The sequence below is a fragment of the Naumannella halotolerans genome (assembly GCF_004364645.1).
Classification (GTDB): domain Bacteria; phylum Actinomycetota; class Actinomycetes; order Propionibacteriales; family Propionibacteriaceae; genus Naumannella; species Naumannella halotolerans.
In genome coordinates, this window is sequence record NZ_SOAW01000001.1 from 363043 (window position 1) to 379625 (window position 16583).

General features: G+C 69.0%; 15 protein-coding genes and 2 pseudogenes. 10 read left to right on the top strand and 7 right to left on the bottom strand.

Features of this window, described 5'->3' with window-relative positions; all coding sequences use genetic code 11:
• Window positions 1-2: 2 nt before the first annotated feature.
• The 3 genes and pseudogenes from CLV29_RS01745 to CLV29_RS17165 form a co-directional block, all read right to left on the bottom strand.
• On the bottom strand, window positions 3-1322 hold the full coding sequence (locus CLV29_RS01745) for a quaternary amine ABC transporter ATP-binding protein (RefSeq protein WP_243831664.1): 1320 nt from the start codon (window positions 1320-1322) through the stop codon (window positions 3-5).
• 341 nt (window positions 1323-1663) lie between these two features.
• A pseudogene (locus tag CLV29_RS17160) lies at window positions 1664-1837 on the bottom strand (sunset domain-containing protein); the annotation flags it as partial.
• 291 nt (window positions 1838-2128) lie between these two features.
• Window positions 2129-2446 (bottom strand): annotated as a pseudogene (locus CLV29_RS17165) (DUF5324 family protein); the annotation flags it as partial.
• 211 nt (window positions 2447-2657) lie between these two features.
• Between CLV29_RS17165 and CLV29_RS01755 the strand changes: the two are divergent.
• Together CLV29_RS01755 and CLV29_RS01760 are read left to right on the top strand one after the other, a co-directional pair.
• The gene (locus tag CLV29_RS01755) at window positions 2658-3170 is read left to right on the top strand and encodes a peptidylprolyl isomerase (protein ID WP_133753363.1); all 513 of its coding nucleotides are present in this window, start codon (window positions 2658-2660) and stop codon (window positions 3168-3170) included.
• Between the two features lie 167 nt (window positions 3171-3337).
• A complete protein-coding gene (locus tag CLV29_RS01760) occupies window positions 3338-4102 on the top strand; it encodes a rhomboid family intramembrane serine protease (protein WP_166649096.1) in 765 nt (254 codons plus the stop codon).
• A gap of 123 nt (window positions 4103-4225) precedes the next feature.
• Here the strand turns inward: CLV29_RS01760 and CLV29_RS16930 are convergent, their stop codons facing one another.
• The 3 genes from CLV29_RS16930 to CLV29_RS01770 are packed head-to-tail and all read right to left on the bottom strand — an operon-like array spanning window position 4226 to window position 6430.
• Entirely contained in the window at window positions 4226-4360 is a 135-nt protein-coding gene (locus tag CLV29_RS16930; protein WP_279586442.1) for a hypothetical protein, read from the bottom strand.
• Window positions 4360-4635 (bottom strand): Lrp/AsnC family transcriptional regulator, encoded by a 276-nt coding sequence (locus tag CLV29_RS01765; protein ID WP_133753365.1) that lies wholly within the window; start codon window positions 4633-4635, stop codon window positions 4360-4362. The genes CLV29_RS16930 and CLV29_RS01765 overlap by 1 nt, the downstream gene beginning before the upstream one ends.
• Before the next feature lie 52 nt (window positions 4636-4687).
• Window positions 4688-6430: a DEDD exonuclease domain-containing protein gene (locus CLV29_RS01770; protein ID WP_243831665.1), complete on the bottom strand. Its 1743-nt coding sequence runs from the start codon at window positions 6428-6430 to the stop codon at window positions 4688-4690.
• A gap of 235 nt (window positions 6431-6665) precedes the next feature.
• Between CLV29_RS01770 and CLV29_RS16365 the strand changes: the two genes are divergently transcribed.
• The 3 genes from CLV29_RS16365 to CLV29_RS01785 are packed head-to-tail and all read left to right on the top strand — an operon-like array spanning window position 6666 to window position 10061.
• Entirely contained in the window at window positions 6666-7811 is a 1146-nt protein-coding gene (locus CLV29_RS16365) for a C40 family peptidase (RefSeq protein WP_208292714.1), read from the top strand.
• Between the two features lie 50 nt (window positions 7812-7861).
• Window positions 7862-8932 (top strand): hypothetical protein, encoded by a 1071-nt coding sequence (locus CLV29_RS01780; protein WP_133753367.1) that lies wholly within the window; start codon window positions 7862-7864, stop codon window positions 8930-8932.
• A complete protein-coding gene (locus CLV29_RS01785; protein ID WP_133753368.1) occupies window positions 8925-10061 on the top strand; it encodes a glycosyltransferase family 4 protein in 1137 nt (378 codons plus the stop codon). The genes CLV29_RS01780 and CLV29_RS01785 overlap by 8 nt, the downstream gene beginning before the upstream one ends.
• Before the next feature lie 25 nt (window positions 10062-10086).
• Here CLV29_RS01785 and CLV29_RS01790 read toward each other — a convergent pair whose 3' ends face one another.
• A complete protein-coding gene (locus tag CLV29_RS01790; RefSeq protein ID WP_243831666.1) occupies window positions 10087-10860 on the bottom strand; it encodes an alpha/beta hydrolase in 774 nt (257 codons plus the stop codon).
• A 51-nt stretch (window positions 10861-10911) separates the two neighbouring features.
• Between CLV29_RS01790 and CLV29_RS01795 the strand changes: the two genes are divergently transcribed.
• The 5 genes from CLV29_RS01795 (at window position 10912) to CLV29_RS01815 (ending at window position 16511) form a co-directional block, all read left to right on the top strand.
• Entirely contained in the window at window positions 10912-11739 is an 828-nt protein-coding gene (locus CLV29_RS01795) for a lysophospholipid acyltransferase family protein (protein WP_208292715.1), read from the top strand.
• Window positions 11736-12524, top strand: a complete 789-nt coding sequence (locus tag CLV29_RS01800) for a lysophospholipid acyltransferase family protein (RefSeq protein WP_243831667.1) — start codon at window positions 11736-11738, stop codon at window positions 12522-12524. The genes CLV29_RS01795 and CLV29_RS01800 overlap by 4 nt, the downstream gene beginning before the upstream one ends.
• A gap of 47 nt (window positions 12525-12571) precedes the next feature.
• Window positions 12572-13987, top strand: coding sequence for an argininosuccinate synthase (argG, locus tag CLV29_RS01805; RefSeq protein WP_133753371.1), 1416 nt, complete (start codon window positions 12572-12574; stop codon window positions 13985-13987).
• A gap of 62 nt (window positions 13988-14049) precedes the next feature.
• Window positions 14050-15447, top strand: coding sequence for a class II 3-deoxy-7-phosphoheptulonate synthase (locus tag CLV29_RS01810; RefSeq protein WP_133753372.1), 1398 nt, complete (start codon window positions 14050-14052; stop codon window positions 15445-15447).
• Window positions 15444-16511, top strand: coding sequence for a threonine aldolase family protein (locus CLV29_RS01815; RefSeq protein WP_133753373.1), 1068 nt, complete (start codon window positions 15444-15446; stop codon window positions 16509-16511). The genes CLV29_RS01810 and CLV29_RS01815 overlap by 4 nt, the downstream gene beginning before the upstream one ends.
• The last annotated feature ends 72 nt before the right edge of the window (window positions 16512-16583 follow it).

Here is a 16583-nt window from a genome sequence, read left to right on the forward strand (position 1 = left end):
GCTCAGACCCCCTTCTCTTCGGTGTCGGCCTCTTCGGTGTCAGCCGGCGCGGTCGGTGGTGGATCGACCGGTCCGTGGCTGCCGGGGGCAGCGTCGGCGCTCGGCCACGCGTCGGCGTCGGGTCGGGGTTCGGCCGAAGTGTCGGTGTTCTGGTGCACCATCGAGGCCAGCAACGCCATCCGCGGTACCACTCCCAGCAGCTCACCGTCGTCTCCGACCACACACAACGGGGTGACCGACTCGGTCGCGGGACCGAAGAGCTCCGACAACGGGGTGTACGGGGCGACGGTCGGAACATCGACGGCGGTCAGGTGTGCACGCAGGTCGGTCTGTCCTTCTTTGGCGGCCTGCACCATGGCGGCATCGCTCACCTGCCCGACCAGTCGGCGCCGGTCATCGACCACCAGTGCAGTGGAGGCATTGGTGTCCTTGATCGCCTTCACCGCCACCCGCGGTCCGTCCTTCAGGCTGACGATCGTCCGCGGCTTCTCCATGATCGAGGAGGCCGTGAACACCCGGGTACGGTCCACATCAGCGATGAACCGCGCCACGTAGTCGTTGGCCGGATCGGTCATGATCTCCTCGGCCGAGCCGATCTGGACGATCCGTCCATCGCGCATCACCGCGATCCGATCGCCCAGGTACATCGCCTCGTTGAGGTCGTGGGTGATGAAGACAATCGTCTTGTTCAGGTCGCGCTGCAGCTCCAGCAACTGGTCCTGCATGTCCCGGCGGATCAGCGGGTCGAGGGCGGAGAAGGCCTCGTCCATCAACATGATGTCGGTCTCCGCGGCCAGCGCCCGGGCGAGGCCGACCCGCTGCTGCATACCGCCGGAGAGCTGCCGGGGATACTTGTCGCCCCATCCGCCCAGACCGACGACCTGCAACCAGTGATCGGCACGTTCGTTGCGTTCGGCGGTCGGTACGTTACGGATGGCCAGGGCCTCCGCGGCGTTCTCGCGTACCGTCCGGTGGGGGAGCAGGGCGAAATGCTGGAAGACCATCGAGATCTTGTCCCGGCGGACCTCCCGCAGTTGCGCCGGGCTGATCGCCGAGATGTCGGTGCCGTCGATCTCCACCGTGCCGGCGCTGGGCTTCCACAAGCCGTTCAGCATCCGGATCAGGGTCGACTTGCCCGAACCGGACAGACCCATCACGACGAAGATCTCGCCGGCTGCGACCTCGAAGGTCGCATCGATCACCGCGGCCGTGCCCAGGCCGGCGATCTCGTCCCTGGTCGCTCCGGCGCGCAGACGGCGTACCGCCTCGGCCTCCTTGCGTCCGAATACCTTGTAGACGGAGTCTGCTCGGACCTTGGCCACTGTGTTCCCCCATCGTCCGGCCGTCGGGGCCGGGCGCCGCACCGGGCAGGGGGTTGCGATGGTTTTCGGACGATGGTCTGTCCGGTGCCACGTAACTCTATCCGGCGCGTCCATGTCGACGTTCCGGTTGACACTAGTGGGACCGGTTGGCGCCGCCAACTTTTGATAACGCTGTGGTCACGACCAGAGCTAGGGTCCCACTGCGCCCCGCGGCATTCGGGGAGAGGGCAGCCGGAAGCAGGGCACCGGGACTGAAGAGCCGACGCGCGCATCGGGGGAGGGAGCAGAAAAGACCCGGGCCGAGCCGCGTGGGCTCGACCCGGGTCCGGGTTCGGGGATTCTCAGCGCTGGGCGCGGGTGAATCCGGCGGCCTCGGCGGAGGCCTCGTCGGCGAACCAGACATCGGCGATGGTCCGCTCGTACCCATTGGAGCTGGTGGTGTGGTACTTCATCGAGCGGGCATTGCCCTTGATCGTGTAACCCACCGGCGGCTCGTCGCCGACATAGCTGCCGGGACCGTAGTTGGCGGCCTCACCCTCGGCGACCGGCTGGTCGACCGCGGGAGCGTCCACATCGGTGGTCTCGGCGGCACTGGCGGACTCGCCGGCCTCGGGGACGTCGACCGGCTCAGAGAAGCTCTGCGAGGTGCTCTCCTCCTTGACGGTGAAGTCATTGCTCGGATTCCACGAGGTGGTGCCGTAGGTCTCCCACTCGTCGGAGTCACCGGCCAGGCGCTTCCACAGCAGGTAGCCGATACCGGCGGTCAGTCCGATCAGCAGCAACGGGAGGAAGATCTTGCGCTTCTTCTTGGTCGGCTCCGGCACCGAGAGCTCACCGCGCAGGGCCGCGGCAGCGGCCAGGCCGCGCTTGCGCGCCTCCTCGGCGGCCGGGTGCTCGGCGGCCTCCTTGAGTGCCTCGTTGATCCGCGGCAGCACATCCTTCTCGAAACGGTCGCGGGCCGCCTCCACGGCCGGCGTGATCCGCTCGATCGCCTCATCGAGCTTCGGCGCGATCGCATCCCGAGCGGACTCGACGTACGGGCTGATCTTGTTCAGCGCGTCCTCGCCCGCCTTGGCGGCCGTGTGAGTGATCTCTGCGGCGGCTTTTTTCTTGCTCTTGCTCATCGATTCCTCCGATGGGTTCGGTCGGCCTCGGTTGAGGCGGACCACTTCAACCGTATCGTGCCCACCGCGGGATCGAAGCGCTCGGGGCGATGACTGCCGGTCGGCGCAGGTCGTGGCGCTCGGGGCGGCGTGACAAGATGGTGGGCGATCCGGCTGACCGACCAGGGCCGAGCCCAGCGGGCGGGAAGCCACCGAACAACGAAGGGGAAGTGTGTCCACAGCGACTCTGCACACCAATCACGGCGACATCGTCATCGACCTGTTCGACAACCTGGCGCCGAAGACGGTGAAGAACTTCACCGAGCTCGCCACCGGGTTGAAGGAGTTCAGCCACCCTGACACCGGGGTACTGACCAAGGAGAACTTCTACGACGGGACGGTGTTCCACCGGATCATCAGCGGTTTCATGATCCAGGGCGGTGACCCGCTGGGCAACGGCACCGGTGGACCGGGATACGAGTTCGCCGACGAGTTCCATCCCGATCTGTCCTTCGACCGGCCGTACCTGCTGGCGATGGCCAACCGCGGTCCGAACACCAACGGCTCGCAGTTCTTCATCACCGTCGGCCCGACCCCGCACCTGAACCGTCGCCACACCATCTTCGGTGAGGTCACCGACCCTGCCTCGCAGGAGGTCGTGGACAAGATCGCCGCAGTGCCGACCGGTGCCATGGACCGCCCGAAGGACCCGGTGGTCATCGAGTCGGTCGAGATCAACGACTGATCATCAACAACTGATCGGATCCCATGTCGTACCCCGGCCCCAGCCCTGTGCCCGATCCTGACCACGGGCCCTCCGACGATGCCCGGTTCGTCCCGTGCTACCGCCACTCCGACCGGACGACCGGTATCACCTGCCAGCGTTGCCGCCGTCCCATCTGCGGGGAGTGCATGCGCCCGGCCTCGGTCGGGTTCCAGTGCCCGGACTGCATCGGTGCGGCCGAGGCCGGGGTACGCCAGCCGAAACGGCCCCGCGGCCGCAGCGTCGGCCCGAGCGCGGGCGGGTTCGGCATCCGGCTGGGGCTGGGGGCGCCGACCATCTTGTCGGCGCTGGTGGTCGTGGTCGGGATCCTCGACCTGTTGACCGGCGGCATGCTGACCCAACTGTTGGCCTGGTCCAACGGTCTGGCCGCGCAGGGACAACTCTGGCGCGCCCTCACCTGGGTGCTGGTCCCGGGCTCGGTGCTGTCGATGCTGATCAACGTGCTGATGATCCTGTTGATCGGCGGCACGCTGGAGGACATCGTCGGCAATCTGCGCACCGCCGTCCTCTACTTCCTGTCCGCGCTCGGTGGCGCGGCGGCGATCGCCGTCCTCGGTGGTGCCGGAGCCGCCAGCATCGGCGCGACCGCGGCCATCTTCGGCCTGCTGGCCGCGAATGCCACCTTGAAGTACCGCCAGGGCATGGATGTCCGACCGGATCTGATCCTGTTCGCGTTGTTCGCGGTGATGAACCTGGTCTTCGGTGGTCTGGCCGGATCGTTCGTCCAGCTCTTCGGGCTGTTGGGCGGGGTGATCGGTGGTTTCCTCGGCGGTATCGCGCTCGGCTGGGCCAAGGGTGCCGGTGCGGCCCGGGACCGCAACCAGTGGTTGTTGCTGGCAGGGGTGACGGTCGGGCTGGCCGCGGTGACGGCGGCCGGGGTGCTGCTGCCCTGAAGCGAGCAGGTACCTGTCAGCGAGCCCGCGGACAGGTACGCAGATGGTCACCGGTCGCGGCTCGATGCACGTTTCCCCGCAGTCGCGACGCCCGCACGCGAGTGATGCGCAGGGATTGGCCGGTCAGCCCGAAATCACGCTGACATAGCTCATCGGCTGGTCCTGGCTGAACAGCCACAGCACGACACAGGTCAGCAGGGCCAGCCCGAGGCAGATGCCGGTGAGGACCATCAGTGCCCGGGTGGAGATCCGGCTCATCAGTCGCCGATCGAGAAGGCCGACTCCAGGTCGTGACTGGAGTAGGCCCGGAAGGCGATGTGGGTCTCGGTGTCGAGCACCCCGTCGACCTTGTTCAGCCTGTCCGCGACGACGGCCGAGATCTCCTCGTGGCGGCGTACCCGGATCATCGCGATCAGGTCGATCCGACCGGTCACCGAATAGACCTCGCTGACCCCGTCGAGGGCAGCGATCTCCTGGGCAACCTCGGGAATCCTCGCGACATCGGCGTGGACGAAGACGATCGCAGTGATCATGGCCTCACCCTAGAGCACCGATGGTCTGCCCGATCGCCCGGCCGCTGCCGGATCAAGGCGCCGGATCACCGGACTGCGATTCCTCGTCGCCCCCGCCCGATCCCGGGTCCGAGCTCGGCAGCGCGACGGCCAGCCGGCGATTGATCCCGGCCGGCAGGCACCAGTCATCGCTCAGTTCGATCAGCCGTACCCCGGGCTGCTCCAGCCAGTCCGAGACCAGTTCGGACTCGGCCACCGCGCCACCGCTCAGCGGCAGCAGCGGTGGTGGCACCGTGGCAGCGCTCGCCTGCAGTGCCACGGCCGCGGTCAGTGGATCCTCGCCCCGCTCGGTACGTGCGGCGGCGGCCAGCCGGCCGTACCGGATCACATGCAACTGCCACCCCTGTTCCGAGGGCTGCGCGGCGACCACCTCGCGGCATCGCGCCAGGGCACTGCTGCGATGGACCCGCAGCAGCGCCCGGCGCAACGAGTCGTAACGATCCCGGACCGTCCGTGCCTCCTCGAACCGGGCCTCGGTGATCAGTCGGCGCAAGCGGACATTGGCCGCCTCCGTCACCGGCCCCAGGTCGTGACGCAGACAGTCACGGACCCGGTCGATGAGTCTGCGGTACTGCTCGACATCGATCGTGTGGTCACACGGAGAACTGCACCGTCCCATCTCAGCCAGCGCACAGGGGGTCGAGGGCCGACGGGTCGACAACCGAGGAGTGCAGCGACGGATGCCGAAGGCGTCGTAGAGCGAGCAGGCGGCCTCCCGGGCGGCTTCCCGATTGCCGAACGGACCGACGTAGTCGGCGCCGTCCTCGCGTACCGCGGCGACCACCGACAGCCGGGGGAAGGGCTCGACGGTGAGTTTCAGCCAGGTCTGTCGTCGGGGATGTTTGGACCGCCGGTTGTAGGCCGGGGCGTAGGCGTGGATCAGCCGGAGCTCGGTCACCGCGGCCTCCAGGGCACTGCAGCACACGGTGGTCCGGACCGCGGTCGACAGGCGCACCATCTCGTCGATCCGCCGGCGCTTCTCCGAGGCGGTGAAGTAGCTGCGCACACGTCGCCGAAGATTGACCGAGGTGCCGACGTAGAGCACCTCGTCGCTGCCGTCCTCGCGCTCGCGGACGAAACGGTAGACCCCGGGTGCCTCCGGTACGCCGTCGGCCAGCCGTCGCCGAGCGCGGCGCTGTGGGGTGACCTTGCGGCTGAACTCGAGCAGGTCCTCGACCGTGGACACACCCAGATTGCCGACCCGCTCGAACAGTCCGTGCAGGACGTCGACGGTCGCCCGGGCGTCGGTCAGCGCACGGTGGTCGGGGGTGATGGTGGAACCGAAGTGACGCGCCAGGGAGGACAGGCGGCAGTTGCCGACCTCCTCCCGGATCAGGATCTGGCGGGCCAGGGCTGCGGTGTCGAGCACCGTCCAGCCCGGCCAGGGATGGTCCAGGGCGGCACAGGCGCGGCGGAGGAAACCGGTGTCGAAGGGGGCGTTGTGGGCGACCAGGACGGTCCCGGCGGCGAACTGCAGGAAGGAAGGGAGCGCGCTGTCCAGCCCCGGGGCCTCGGCGGTCATCCGATTGGTGATCCCGGTCAGCACGGTGATCAGACCCGGGATCGGCGAGGTGGGCCGGACGAGGGTCTGGAACTCCCCGGTGACCTGCCCGGCACGGACCCGGACCGCGCCGATCTCGGTGATCTCGGCGTCGGCACCCGAACCGGTGGTCTCCAGGTCGACGACACAGAAGGTCGCCTCCGACAGCGGGGTCCCGAGATCGTCGAAGCTGGGCTGGAGTGCCGAACTGCTCACGGGATGCACGCTAGGCATTGGGTCCGACATCGCACTTCCTGAGCGAAACCTGAGATTCAGGGGACGTTTCTCTGGGGAAAAGCGCGGTTTCAGGTTTGCCAGGCTCGTTCTGGCAGCTATTGTTCATGCCGTACCGCGACCTTCGCCCCTCCTTCCCCGCGATCGGTTCGGTGAAAACTCAGCTTCACGGCGCCGATTCTCAGGAAGCCGGCCGGATCGATTGGAAGGACTCCGCGTGGCATCACGCTCTGACCTGACGGCACGTCAGACCTTCGTTCAGCGTTCGCGGACCCTCGTCGGGACCTTTGCCGCCACGGTCGGGCTGGTCATCGGCGGTGTCGTCGCCGCTCCCGGCGCATTGGCCGACCCCGACGAACTGGAGGCCGCCAAGGAGAAGGTCGACCAACTGCAGCAGGAGGCTGCGGCACTCGATCAGGACGCGCTGGCCGCCGAGGAGGAGTTGGAGAAGGCCAAGCAGGCACTGGCCGCCCGCGAGGACGACGAGGCCGAGCAGCAGGAGAAGATCGACGAGCTGACGGTCCAGCTCCGACAGGTCGCCCTGGCCCAGTACCAGGACCGGGTGATCGACCCGAGCACCCGGGTGGTCTTCAGCGCCGACAGCGACAACTTCGTCAGCCGCTTCTCGACCATCCAGCACATCACGGACAGCCAGAACGGCGTGCTGCAGGACTTCCAGGCCTCCGAGGCCGATCTGGCCTCGATGCGCCGGGAGTCCGAAGCCGACGTCGCCACCATCGCCGAGCAGGAGAAGAAGGCGAAGGAGGCCCAGGAGGAGTCCAAGGCCAAGGTCGCCGAGGCCGAGGCCGTGCTGGAGCGACTCACCGAGGAGGAGCGTCAGCGGATCGCCGAGGAGGAGCGCCAGCAGGAGGAGGAGGCAGCCGCAGCCGCCGCCGTCAGTGACGACTCCTCCGACGCGGAGACCTCGGAGTCCGACTCCGACAGCGATGCGGACTCGGCGAGCTCCGGTTCCTCGGAGTCCGACAGTGACCCGGCAGCCGGTGTTCCGGACAGCGACCGGGTGGGCAAGGTGCTGGCCACCGCCAAGGCGCAGCAGGGCAAGCCCTATGTCTACGCCGCCACCGGCCCGAATTCCTTCGACTGCTCCGGCCTGACCAGCTACGCCTACAAGGCCGCCGGCGTCAGCCTGCCGCGGGTGTCGCGGGATCAGGCCAATGTGGGTACGCGGGTGAGCCGCAGCGAGCTGCAGCCCGGTGACCTGGTCTTCTACTACTCGCCGATCAGCCACGTGGCGCTCTACGTCGGCAACGGGCAGATCATCCACGCCTCCCGCCCGGGCAAGCCGGTGGGTTACGCCTCGGTCGACTCCATGCCCTTCGCCGGGGCGACCCGGGTCCTCTGACGGGCATCAGACCTGCGAAGGCGGGCATCGCGACGAGCGTCATCGTCGCGATGCTCGCCTTTTCGTTGCTCGCTCTCGGCTGCACACCGCAGACGCCGGACCCGAGCCGGCTGCGGGTCGACCCGCAACCGCTGGCCGAGGGACTGCGGGAAGCGGTCCGGGCCGACGATCCGGCAGCCTGGCAACAGTGGCTGGATCCGCAGTCGGGACAGGCGGTCGACAACACCCGGTTGTTCGACAACCTGACGATGCTGCAGGTCAGCGCGATCGAGCCCACCGGTCGTCAACGATCGGTTGCTGCCGGATCCGCAACGGTCGAGATGACCGTGACCTGGACCGTTCCCGGCTGGCAGGGCGAACGGACCACACCGCTGTGGTGGCTGGTGACCGGTGCCGGTAGCGAACTGCTGCTCCTCGGGCCCGCGCCCGACGACGGTGCCTGGACCGCTCCGCTGTGGGTGCGGCAACCGGTCGTCGCAGCCACCGACGGGCAGGTGGCGGTGCTGGCCGCCGACGATCCCGGCCCGTGGCTGGCCGCCGCAGCCGAGATCCCCGATACCGACGGTCCGATGTTGATCACGGTCGCCGCCAACAGCGACCTGTTCGCGCAGTTCACCGGCCGGGATCAGGTGGCGGCGGTGACCCTACCGACCGACGACGGGCTGCAGATCGTGGTCAACCCCGGTCAGACCCGGCAACTGTCCGCGCTCGGCAGGGGTGTGTTGATCTCCCACGAAGCAGTCCATGTCGCCACCGACTCGCCACACACCGGGGCGCCGCTGTGGGCCGAGGAGGGTTACGCCGAATTCGTCGCCCAACTCCAGTGGCCACAGGCCCGTACCGAGATGGACCGGTCGCTGGCACAGACCCTGCGCACCGCCGAGGCGTCCTCGCTGTCGGGTCTGCCGGGCGATGTCGACTTCTCCGGGGCCGCGGCCGGAGCCGCCTACGGCAGGGCGCTGCTGGCCTGGCGGGTGATCGGCGAGCCCGATGCCGAGCAGGTGTACCGACGGATCAGCCAGGGCGAACCGGGAGACACTGCGCTGTCCGCGGTCGGCCTGACCGAATCCGAACTGGCCGACCGGGTGGACACCGCCGCTGCGGAACTGGCCGATGACTGAGCGGGCAACGGGCGGGGGCACCCTGCTGCTGACCAACGACTTCGGCCCCCGGGTGGGTGGGATCGAGACCTTCAACCGCGCCATCTGCGACTGGCTGGACGATCAGGTCGTGGTACTCACCGCGCCGCAGGCCGGTGACCGGGCCTTCGACGCGATCCTGCCGTTCCCGGTGGTCCGGGCGCCCGGGCTGCCGCGCCTGTCCGGCGGTGGCCGGCGTCGGCAACCGGCGCTGCTGCCGACCCGGGACGTCGCTCGGCAGGCGATCTGCCTGGTCCAGCGCCACGGCCTGCGTACCGCGGTGATCAGCGCCGCGGCGCCGTTGGGTCTGCTGGCCGGTCGCCTCCGCGCCGCCGGGGTGGAGCGGATCGTCGCGGTCAGCCACGGCCACGAGGCGACCTGGGCGCGGCTGCCGTTGCTGCGTACCGGCTTGCGCGTGATCGCCCGGCAGGTCGACGCCCTGACCTACATCAGCGAGGCCACCGGCCGGCTGCTGGCCGCAGCGATCGGTGATCGGGGCCGGGATCGCCTGCAGCGGCTGCCGCCTCCGGTCGCCCCCGGCTTCTTCGAGGTCCGGGCCGCACCGGAGCAGGCGCAGCGGCGCACCTTGGTCGTCGCCCGGCTGGTACGGCAGAAGGGGGTGCACACGGTGATCGAGGCCTGGCGCGAGCTGGGACCCGCGGCCCCACCGTTGACCATCGCCGGGGACGGTCCGGAACGCCCGGCGCTGGAACGGGCCGCGGGCGGTCTGCCGATCACCTTCACCGGTACGGTCGCACCGGAGGCAATGCCGGGCCTGATGGCCGCGCACGCGTTGCTGATCGCCCCCTCGGTGCCCCGGCTGGCAGGACTGGTCAACGAGGGTTTCGGCCTGGTGGTGGCCGAGGCACAGGCCGTCGGCCTGCCGGTCGTGGTGACCGACTCCGGCGCCCCGACCGAGTTGCTCGGACCGCGCTCGGATCGTGGCTATCGGGTGCCAGCCGGGGACTGTGCGGCGATCGCCCGGGCCGTGCTGGGGCCCCGGGAGCGTGAACTGGCCGAGACGGGGGAGCGGGCGCGGCAGGCTGCTCGTGGCTTCGACGGCACGGCGCAGCGACGTACCCTGCGCCAGTTGCTCGGGCTGAGCCTGTGACCGGTCGGCAGAGGCTCCTACCGGATCAGCCGGCGTGTCGGCGGATGAAGTCGACCGACTCGGCGAAGATCGTCTCCGCGTCATGGTCCAGCGTGGCCACATGCCAACTGCGGTGCAGTACCCGTTCGGTGGCCTCCACCGAGGAGATCTTCTGCATGATCACCCGCGCCGAACTGGGGTCGACCACGTGATCGGTCCGGGAGCGGAACAACAGCACCGGCTGGGTGACCAGCGGCAGATCGGCCCGGACCAGTCGCCACATCCGGCGCATCGAGGCCAGGGCCCGCAAGGGCAGCCGGTTGTAGGCGCCCTCGTCCTGGCCGGGTTTGGCGATGTCGTTGCTGATCCCGGGCAGTGACGGCAGCAGCCGCTTCAGCACCGGCAGGGCCAGCAGTCGCAGATCCGAGGACCGTACCGCGGGGTTGACCAGCAGCACACCGCCGATCTCCGGTCCGCGCCGTTCGGCCAGCCGCAGGGCCAGCGCCCCGCCCATCGAGAGCCCGGCGACGAAGACCGTCGAGCATTCGCCGAGCAGCCGGGTCAGTTCTTCGTCCACCCGGGCGTACCAGCGTCGCCACGGGGTCTGGTTCAGCTCGGCCCAGTGCGTACCGTGCCCGGGCAACAACGGCACGGAGGTACGGAAACCCGCCGCCTGCAGATACGCCGCCCACGGCTGCATCGAGGTCGGCGACCCGGTGAAACCGTGGCACAACAGCACCCCGACGGGGCGCTCGTCCTCACCGGTGGGAGCCGCGGTCTCGGTGGACAGTGGCGACTCCGGCGACAACAGGGCATTCACATCCCGCATGCTAGCCAGCCGGGTCGATGAGCTGCCGGTACCATGCCGATCGTGGCCTACAAGCTCTTCAAGTACCTGCTCTTCGTCCCGGTGCTGCGCACTCTCTGGCGGCCGTGGACCGAGGGCCTGGACAACGTCCCGCGACATGGTGGGGTGTTGCTGGCGGCCAACCACATCGGCATCGCCGAGACCATCCTGATCCCGCTGCAGTGCCCGCGGCAGCTGGTCTTCCCGGTGAAGGCGGAGATGTTCACCGGACGAAGCCTCGGGCAGCGGATCGTCGCCTGGTTCCTGCGGGCGGTCGGGATGGTGCCGATGGACCGTACCGGTGGGCGCGCCAGCGCTGATGCGATGCACGCGGTGGAGGAGGTGCTGCGCAGCGGCGGTGCGTTGTCGATCTTTCCCGAGGGCACCCGTTCCCCCGACGGTCGCCTCTACAAGGGGCGCACCGGGGTCGCCCGGCTCGCCCTGGCCACCGGGGCCGTCGTGGTCCCGGTCGGGGTCAGCAACACCGAGGCGCCGAAGAACAACCGGCTCGGTGCACTGGGCCTGCTGAACGTACGTCGACCCGGCGTGATCTTCGGCAAACCGCTGGACTTCTCCGAGTTCGCCGACCGTCCCGCCGATCGGCGGGTCCTGCGTCACGTCACCGACGAGATCATGACCAGGATCCAGGAGCTCACCGGACAGACCTACGTCGAGGTCTATGCCAGCAGTGTGAAGGCCGGCCAGTACGACGCCGCCGAGCTCGACGAGCGGGTCCGTACCCGGCCGGGATCGGGCATCGCGCCGGCCCCGCTGCCGACCGCGAACTCCCTTCCCGCCATCGATGCAGGCGCGGCATCGACTGCGGCCTCGGCGAACGGGAGCAAGCCGTGACCGATCGCCCCGCGGACGGTGACGAGGCGGCACGGCCGGCCGAGGGTTCCGGTTCGGGTGCCCTGGTTCCGGCCGGGGCATCGATCGACCCCGACGGGAAGGGGAGTGCGGCCTACTGGATCCTCAAATCCACCCTCAGCCCGATGGTGCGGGCGCTCTTCCGTCCCACCATCGAGGGGCTGGAGAACGTCCCGGAGACCGGACCGGCGATCATCGCCAGCAATCACCTGTCGGTGGCCGACTGGTTGTTCACGCCGTTGGCGCTGAAGCGGCGGATCACCTATGTCGCCAAGTCCGACTACTTCACCGGGACCGGGGTGAAGGGATTCGTCCAGCGTGGTTTCTTCTCCGGCACCGGCCAGGTGCCGATCGACCGTTCCGGGGGGAAGGCCAGTGAGGCGGCGCTGATCGCCGGGGCCAAGGTGTTGCAGCGTGGTGAGCTGTTCGGGATCTTCCCCGAGGGCACCCGTTCGCCGGACGGCCGGTTGTACAAGGGGCGGACCGGGATCGCCCGGCTGGCCCTGTCCACCGGGGTGCCGATCGTGCCCACCGGGGTGATCGGTACGGACAAGATCGCGCCGAAGAACCGCCGCTTCGGCAAGCTGCACTCGCCGACCGTGCGCTTCGGCCGGCCGCTGGACTTCCGGGCGTTCGCCGGGCAGTCCCACGACCGGGCGGTGATGCGTTCGGTGGTCGACCAGGTGATGGCCTCGATCCAGGAGCTGACCGGACAGGTCTACGTCGACGACTACGCGCCCCGGACCATCATCGAGTCCACCAGCTGACGAATACTTATTCGACAGCTCGAAATATTATGCGCTAGTCTGCGGGTATGCCCAAGGTTCTCAGCTCGCTGCCCGTCGGCGAACGTGTCGGTATCGCCTTCTCCGGAGGTCTGGACACCTCCGTCGCCGTCGCCTGGATGCGCGAGAAGGGTGCGATTCCCTGCACCTACACCGCCGACATCGGCCAGTACGACGAGCCGGAGATCGAGACCGTGCCGGGCCGCGCCCACGAGTACGGTGCCGAGATCTCCCGGCTGATCGACTGCCGCGAAGCCCTCGTCACCGAAGGCCTGACCGCCTTGCAGTGCGGTGCCTTCCACATCCGTACCGCCGGACGTACCTACTTCAACACCACGCCCCTGGGGCGTGCGGTCACCGGTGTCCTGCTGGTGCGGGCGATGAAGGACGACGGCGTCGAGATCTGGGGAGACGGGTCGACCTACAAGGGCAACGACATCGAACGGTTCTACCGCTACGGCCTGATGGCCAACCCGAACCTGCGGATCTACAAGCCCTGGCTGGATGCCGACTTCGTCGCCGAACTCGGCGGCCGGGCCGAGATGTCGCAGTGGCTGACCGAACGGAATCTGCCCTACCGGGCGAGCGCGGAGAAGGCCTACAGCACCGATGCCAACATCTGGGGCGCCACCCATGAGGCGAAGAAGCTGGAGCAACTCGACGCCGGGATGGAGATCGTCGAGCCGATCATGGGCGTCGCCGCCTGGGACGATCGGGTGCAGATCGCCCCGGAGGAGGTGAGCATCGGCTTCGAGCAGGGCTGGCCGGTCACCATCAACGGCGAGAGCTTCGCCTCCGGGGTCGACCTGGTGATGCAGGCCAATGCCATCGGTGGTCGCCACGGCCTGGGGATGAGCGACCAGATCGAGAACCGGATCATCGAGGCCAAGAGCCGCGGCATCTACGAGGCGCCCGGGATGGCGCTGCTGCACATCGCCTACGAGCGTCTGGTCACCGCGATCCACAACGAGGACACCCTCAGCTCCTACTTCGCCGACGGTCGCCGACTCGGCCGGTTGATGTACGAGGGCCGCTGGCTGGACCCGCAGGCGCTGATGCTGCGGGAGGCGCTGCAGCGCTGGGTCGGTTCGGCGATCACCGGTGAGGTCACGCTGAAGCTGCGGCGCGGGGACGACTACTCGATCCTGAACACCACCGGTCCCGGCCTCAGCTACCACCCGGACAAGCTGTCGATGGAGCGGGTGGCCGATGCGGCCTTCGGCCCGACCGAGCGGATCGGACAGTTGACCATGCGCAACCTCGACATCGCCGACTCCCGATCCCGGCTGGAGCAGTACGCCCAGCGCGGCATCTTCGGTGGCAGCGGCGCCGATCTGATGGGCGAGCTGACCCCCGGCGGGGCGAAGGCGATCGCCGGCGGCTCCGGGCCCGATGACGATGCCGAGGCCCTGGACCGGGCGGCGATGGAGGTCGGCACCGACTGACTCGCTGTCTGCCCTGCGGGCGGATTCGGTCGGATTGTCGCCGACGAACTACTCTTGGCGCCATGTCCGAAGTCTTTCCCTCCTTGGCCGAGCTGCATGCGCTGAACCCGAAGCATCAGGCCGCCTATCCTGACCCCGTCGCCGTCGACGAAGTGGTCAAGGAGCTCTCCGTCCGACCGCCGCTGGTCTTCGCCGGGGAGTGCGACGATCTGCGGGGGAAGCTCGCCCAGGTCGCCCAGCGCAAGGGCTTCGTCCTGCAGGGCGGCGACTGCGCCGAGACCTTCGAGGGAGTCACCGCGGCCAATGTGTCGAACAAGCTGCGGGTGCTGTTGGCGATGGCGGTCGTGCTGACCTATGCCGCGCAGGTGCCGGTGGTGAAGATCGGTCGCCTGGCCGGGCAGTACGCCAAGCCGCGCTCGAAGGACACCGAGACCCGCGGCGGGATCACCCTGCCGGTGTACAAGGGTGATGCGGTCAACGGATTCGCCTTCACCCCCGAGGCCCGGACCCCGGACCCGAAGCGGCTGCTGGACGTCTACAACGCCTCGGCCGCCACCTTGAACCTGACCCGGGCCTTCGTCACCGGCGGGTTCGCCCACCTGGCGCAGATCCACTCCTGGAACTCCGACTGGGCCAAGACCTCCGGCGTCGGCACCCGGTGGGAGGAACTGGCCGGGGAGATCGAGCGGGCACTGGCCTTCATGGTCGCCTGCGGTATGGACGACGAGTCCATGCGCAAGGTCGACTTCTTCGCCTCTCACGAGGCGCTGCTGCTGGAGTACGAGCACGCCCTGACCCGGATCGACTCCCGTACCGCCAAGCCCTACAACGTCTCCGGGCATTTCGTCTGGATCGGGGAGCGGACCCGCCAGCTCGACGGCGCCCATGTGGAGATGCTGCGGCATGTGCAGAACCCGATCGGGATCAAGCTCGGCCCGACCACCACCGGTGCCGATGCGCTCGCCCTGGCCGACGCCCTGGATCCGGATCATCAGCCGGGCCGGATCAGCTTCATCACCCGGATGGGGGCGAAGAAGATCCGTGAGCTGCTGCCGCCGGTGATCGAGCAGGTGGAGGCCAGCGGCCGGGAGGTGGTCTGGATCTGCGACCCGATGCACGGCAACACCTTCGAGGCCGCCAACGGTTACAAGACCCGCGACTTCAACGACGTGATGGACGAGGTCAACGGCTTCTTCGACGTCCACGACCAACTGGGCACCTGGCCCGGTGGGGTGCACATCGAGCTCACCGGGGACGATGTGACCGAGTGCGTCGGCGGGGCCGATGCGCTGGCCGAGACCGACCTCGGTGACCGGTACGAGTCGCTGTGCGATCCGCGATTGAACCGCAACCAGTCGCTGGAGCTGGCCTTCCTGGTCTCCCAGCGGCTGACCGACGGGCGGTTGAAGCGCGGCCTGCGGGACCTGCAGACGGCACCGACCGCCGACGTCCTGGCATGAGCCGGGCGGACGCCGAGGGATCCCAGCCGCCGATCGATCTGCGTTCCGACACCGTCACCCGGCCGAGCGCCGGGATGCGCCGGGCGATGGCCGATGCCGAGGTCGGCGACGACGTCTATGCCGAGGACCCGAGCCTGAACCGGCTGGAGCGGCGGGTCGCCGAACTGCTCGGGCATGAGTCCGGGCTGTTCTGCCCGACCGGGTCGATGTCGAACATGCTCGGCATCGGTGTGCTGGTGCCCCGCGGCAAGGAAGTGCTGTGCGACGCCCAGGCACACATCGCCCGGGCCGAACTCGGCGGTCACGCCGCCTGGTTCGGGGTGACCATGCGGACCTGGTTCACCCCCGACGGGGTGGCCCCGGTGGACTTCCTGCAGACCCTGGCCACCGCCGATGCCGGCCCGTACCTGGTCTCCACCGCGGCGATCGCCCTGGAGAACACCCACAACTTCTCCGGTGGCCGGGTGCAGCCGATCGCCGCACTGCAGGCGATCTCGGAGTTCGCCCGCGGAGCCGGGATCGCGATGCACCTCGACGGGGCCCGGCTGTGGAACGCCCACGCCGCGACCGGCGTACCTTTGGCGACCTACGGACGACTCTTCGACACCGTCAGCGTCTGCTTCTCCAAGGGCCTCGGCGCACCGGTCGGGTCGATGCTGGTCGGGCCCGCCGGGGTGATCGACCGGGCCCGGGTACTGCGCAAACGCCTCGGTGGAGGGATGCGGCAGGCCGGGATCCTGGCGGCTGCCTGCGACTATGCGCTCGACCACGAACTGCCCCGATTGGCCCAGGACCACGAGGCGGCCGCGGCCTTCGCCGAGGCCGTCGGTACGCAGGCTCCCGAAGCCATCGATCCGGCCGGGGTGCAGAGCAACATCGTCCGCCTGGACACCGGTGCGCTACCGGCTGTCGAGCTGGTCGAGCGCGCCCGGGGACGGGGCGTCCGGATCAGTGCCATGGGGACTGCGGTCGCCCGGGCCGTCACCCACCGCGATGTCAGCACCGCCGATGCCCGCCGAGCCGGCACGATCATCGGCGAGCTGCTCGTCGCAGACCGCCACTGAGCCCGGCCGGCCCGCCGTACCGGCGGTCCTCGCCGTCGACGGCGCAGCAGCGTCGTGACGGGCAGGTAGCGT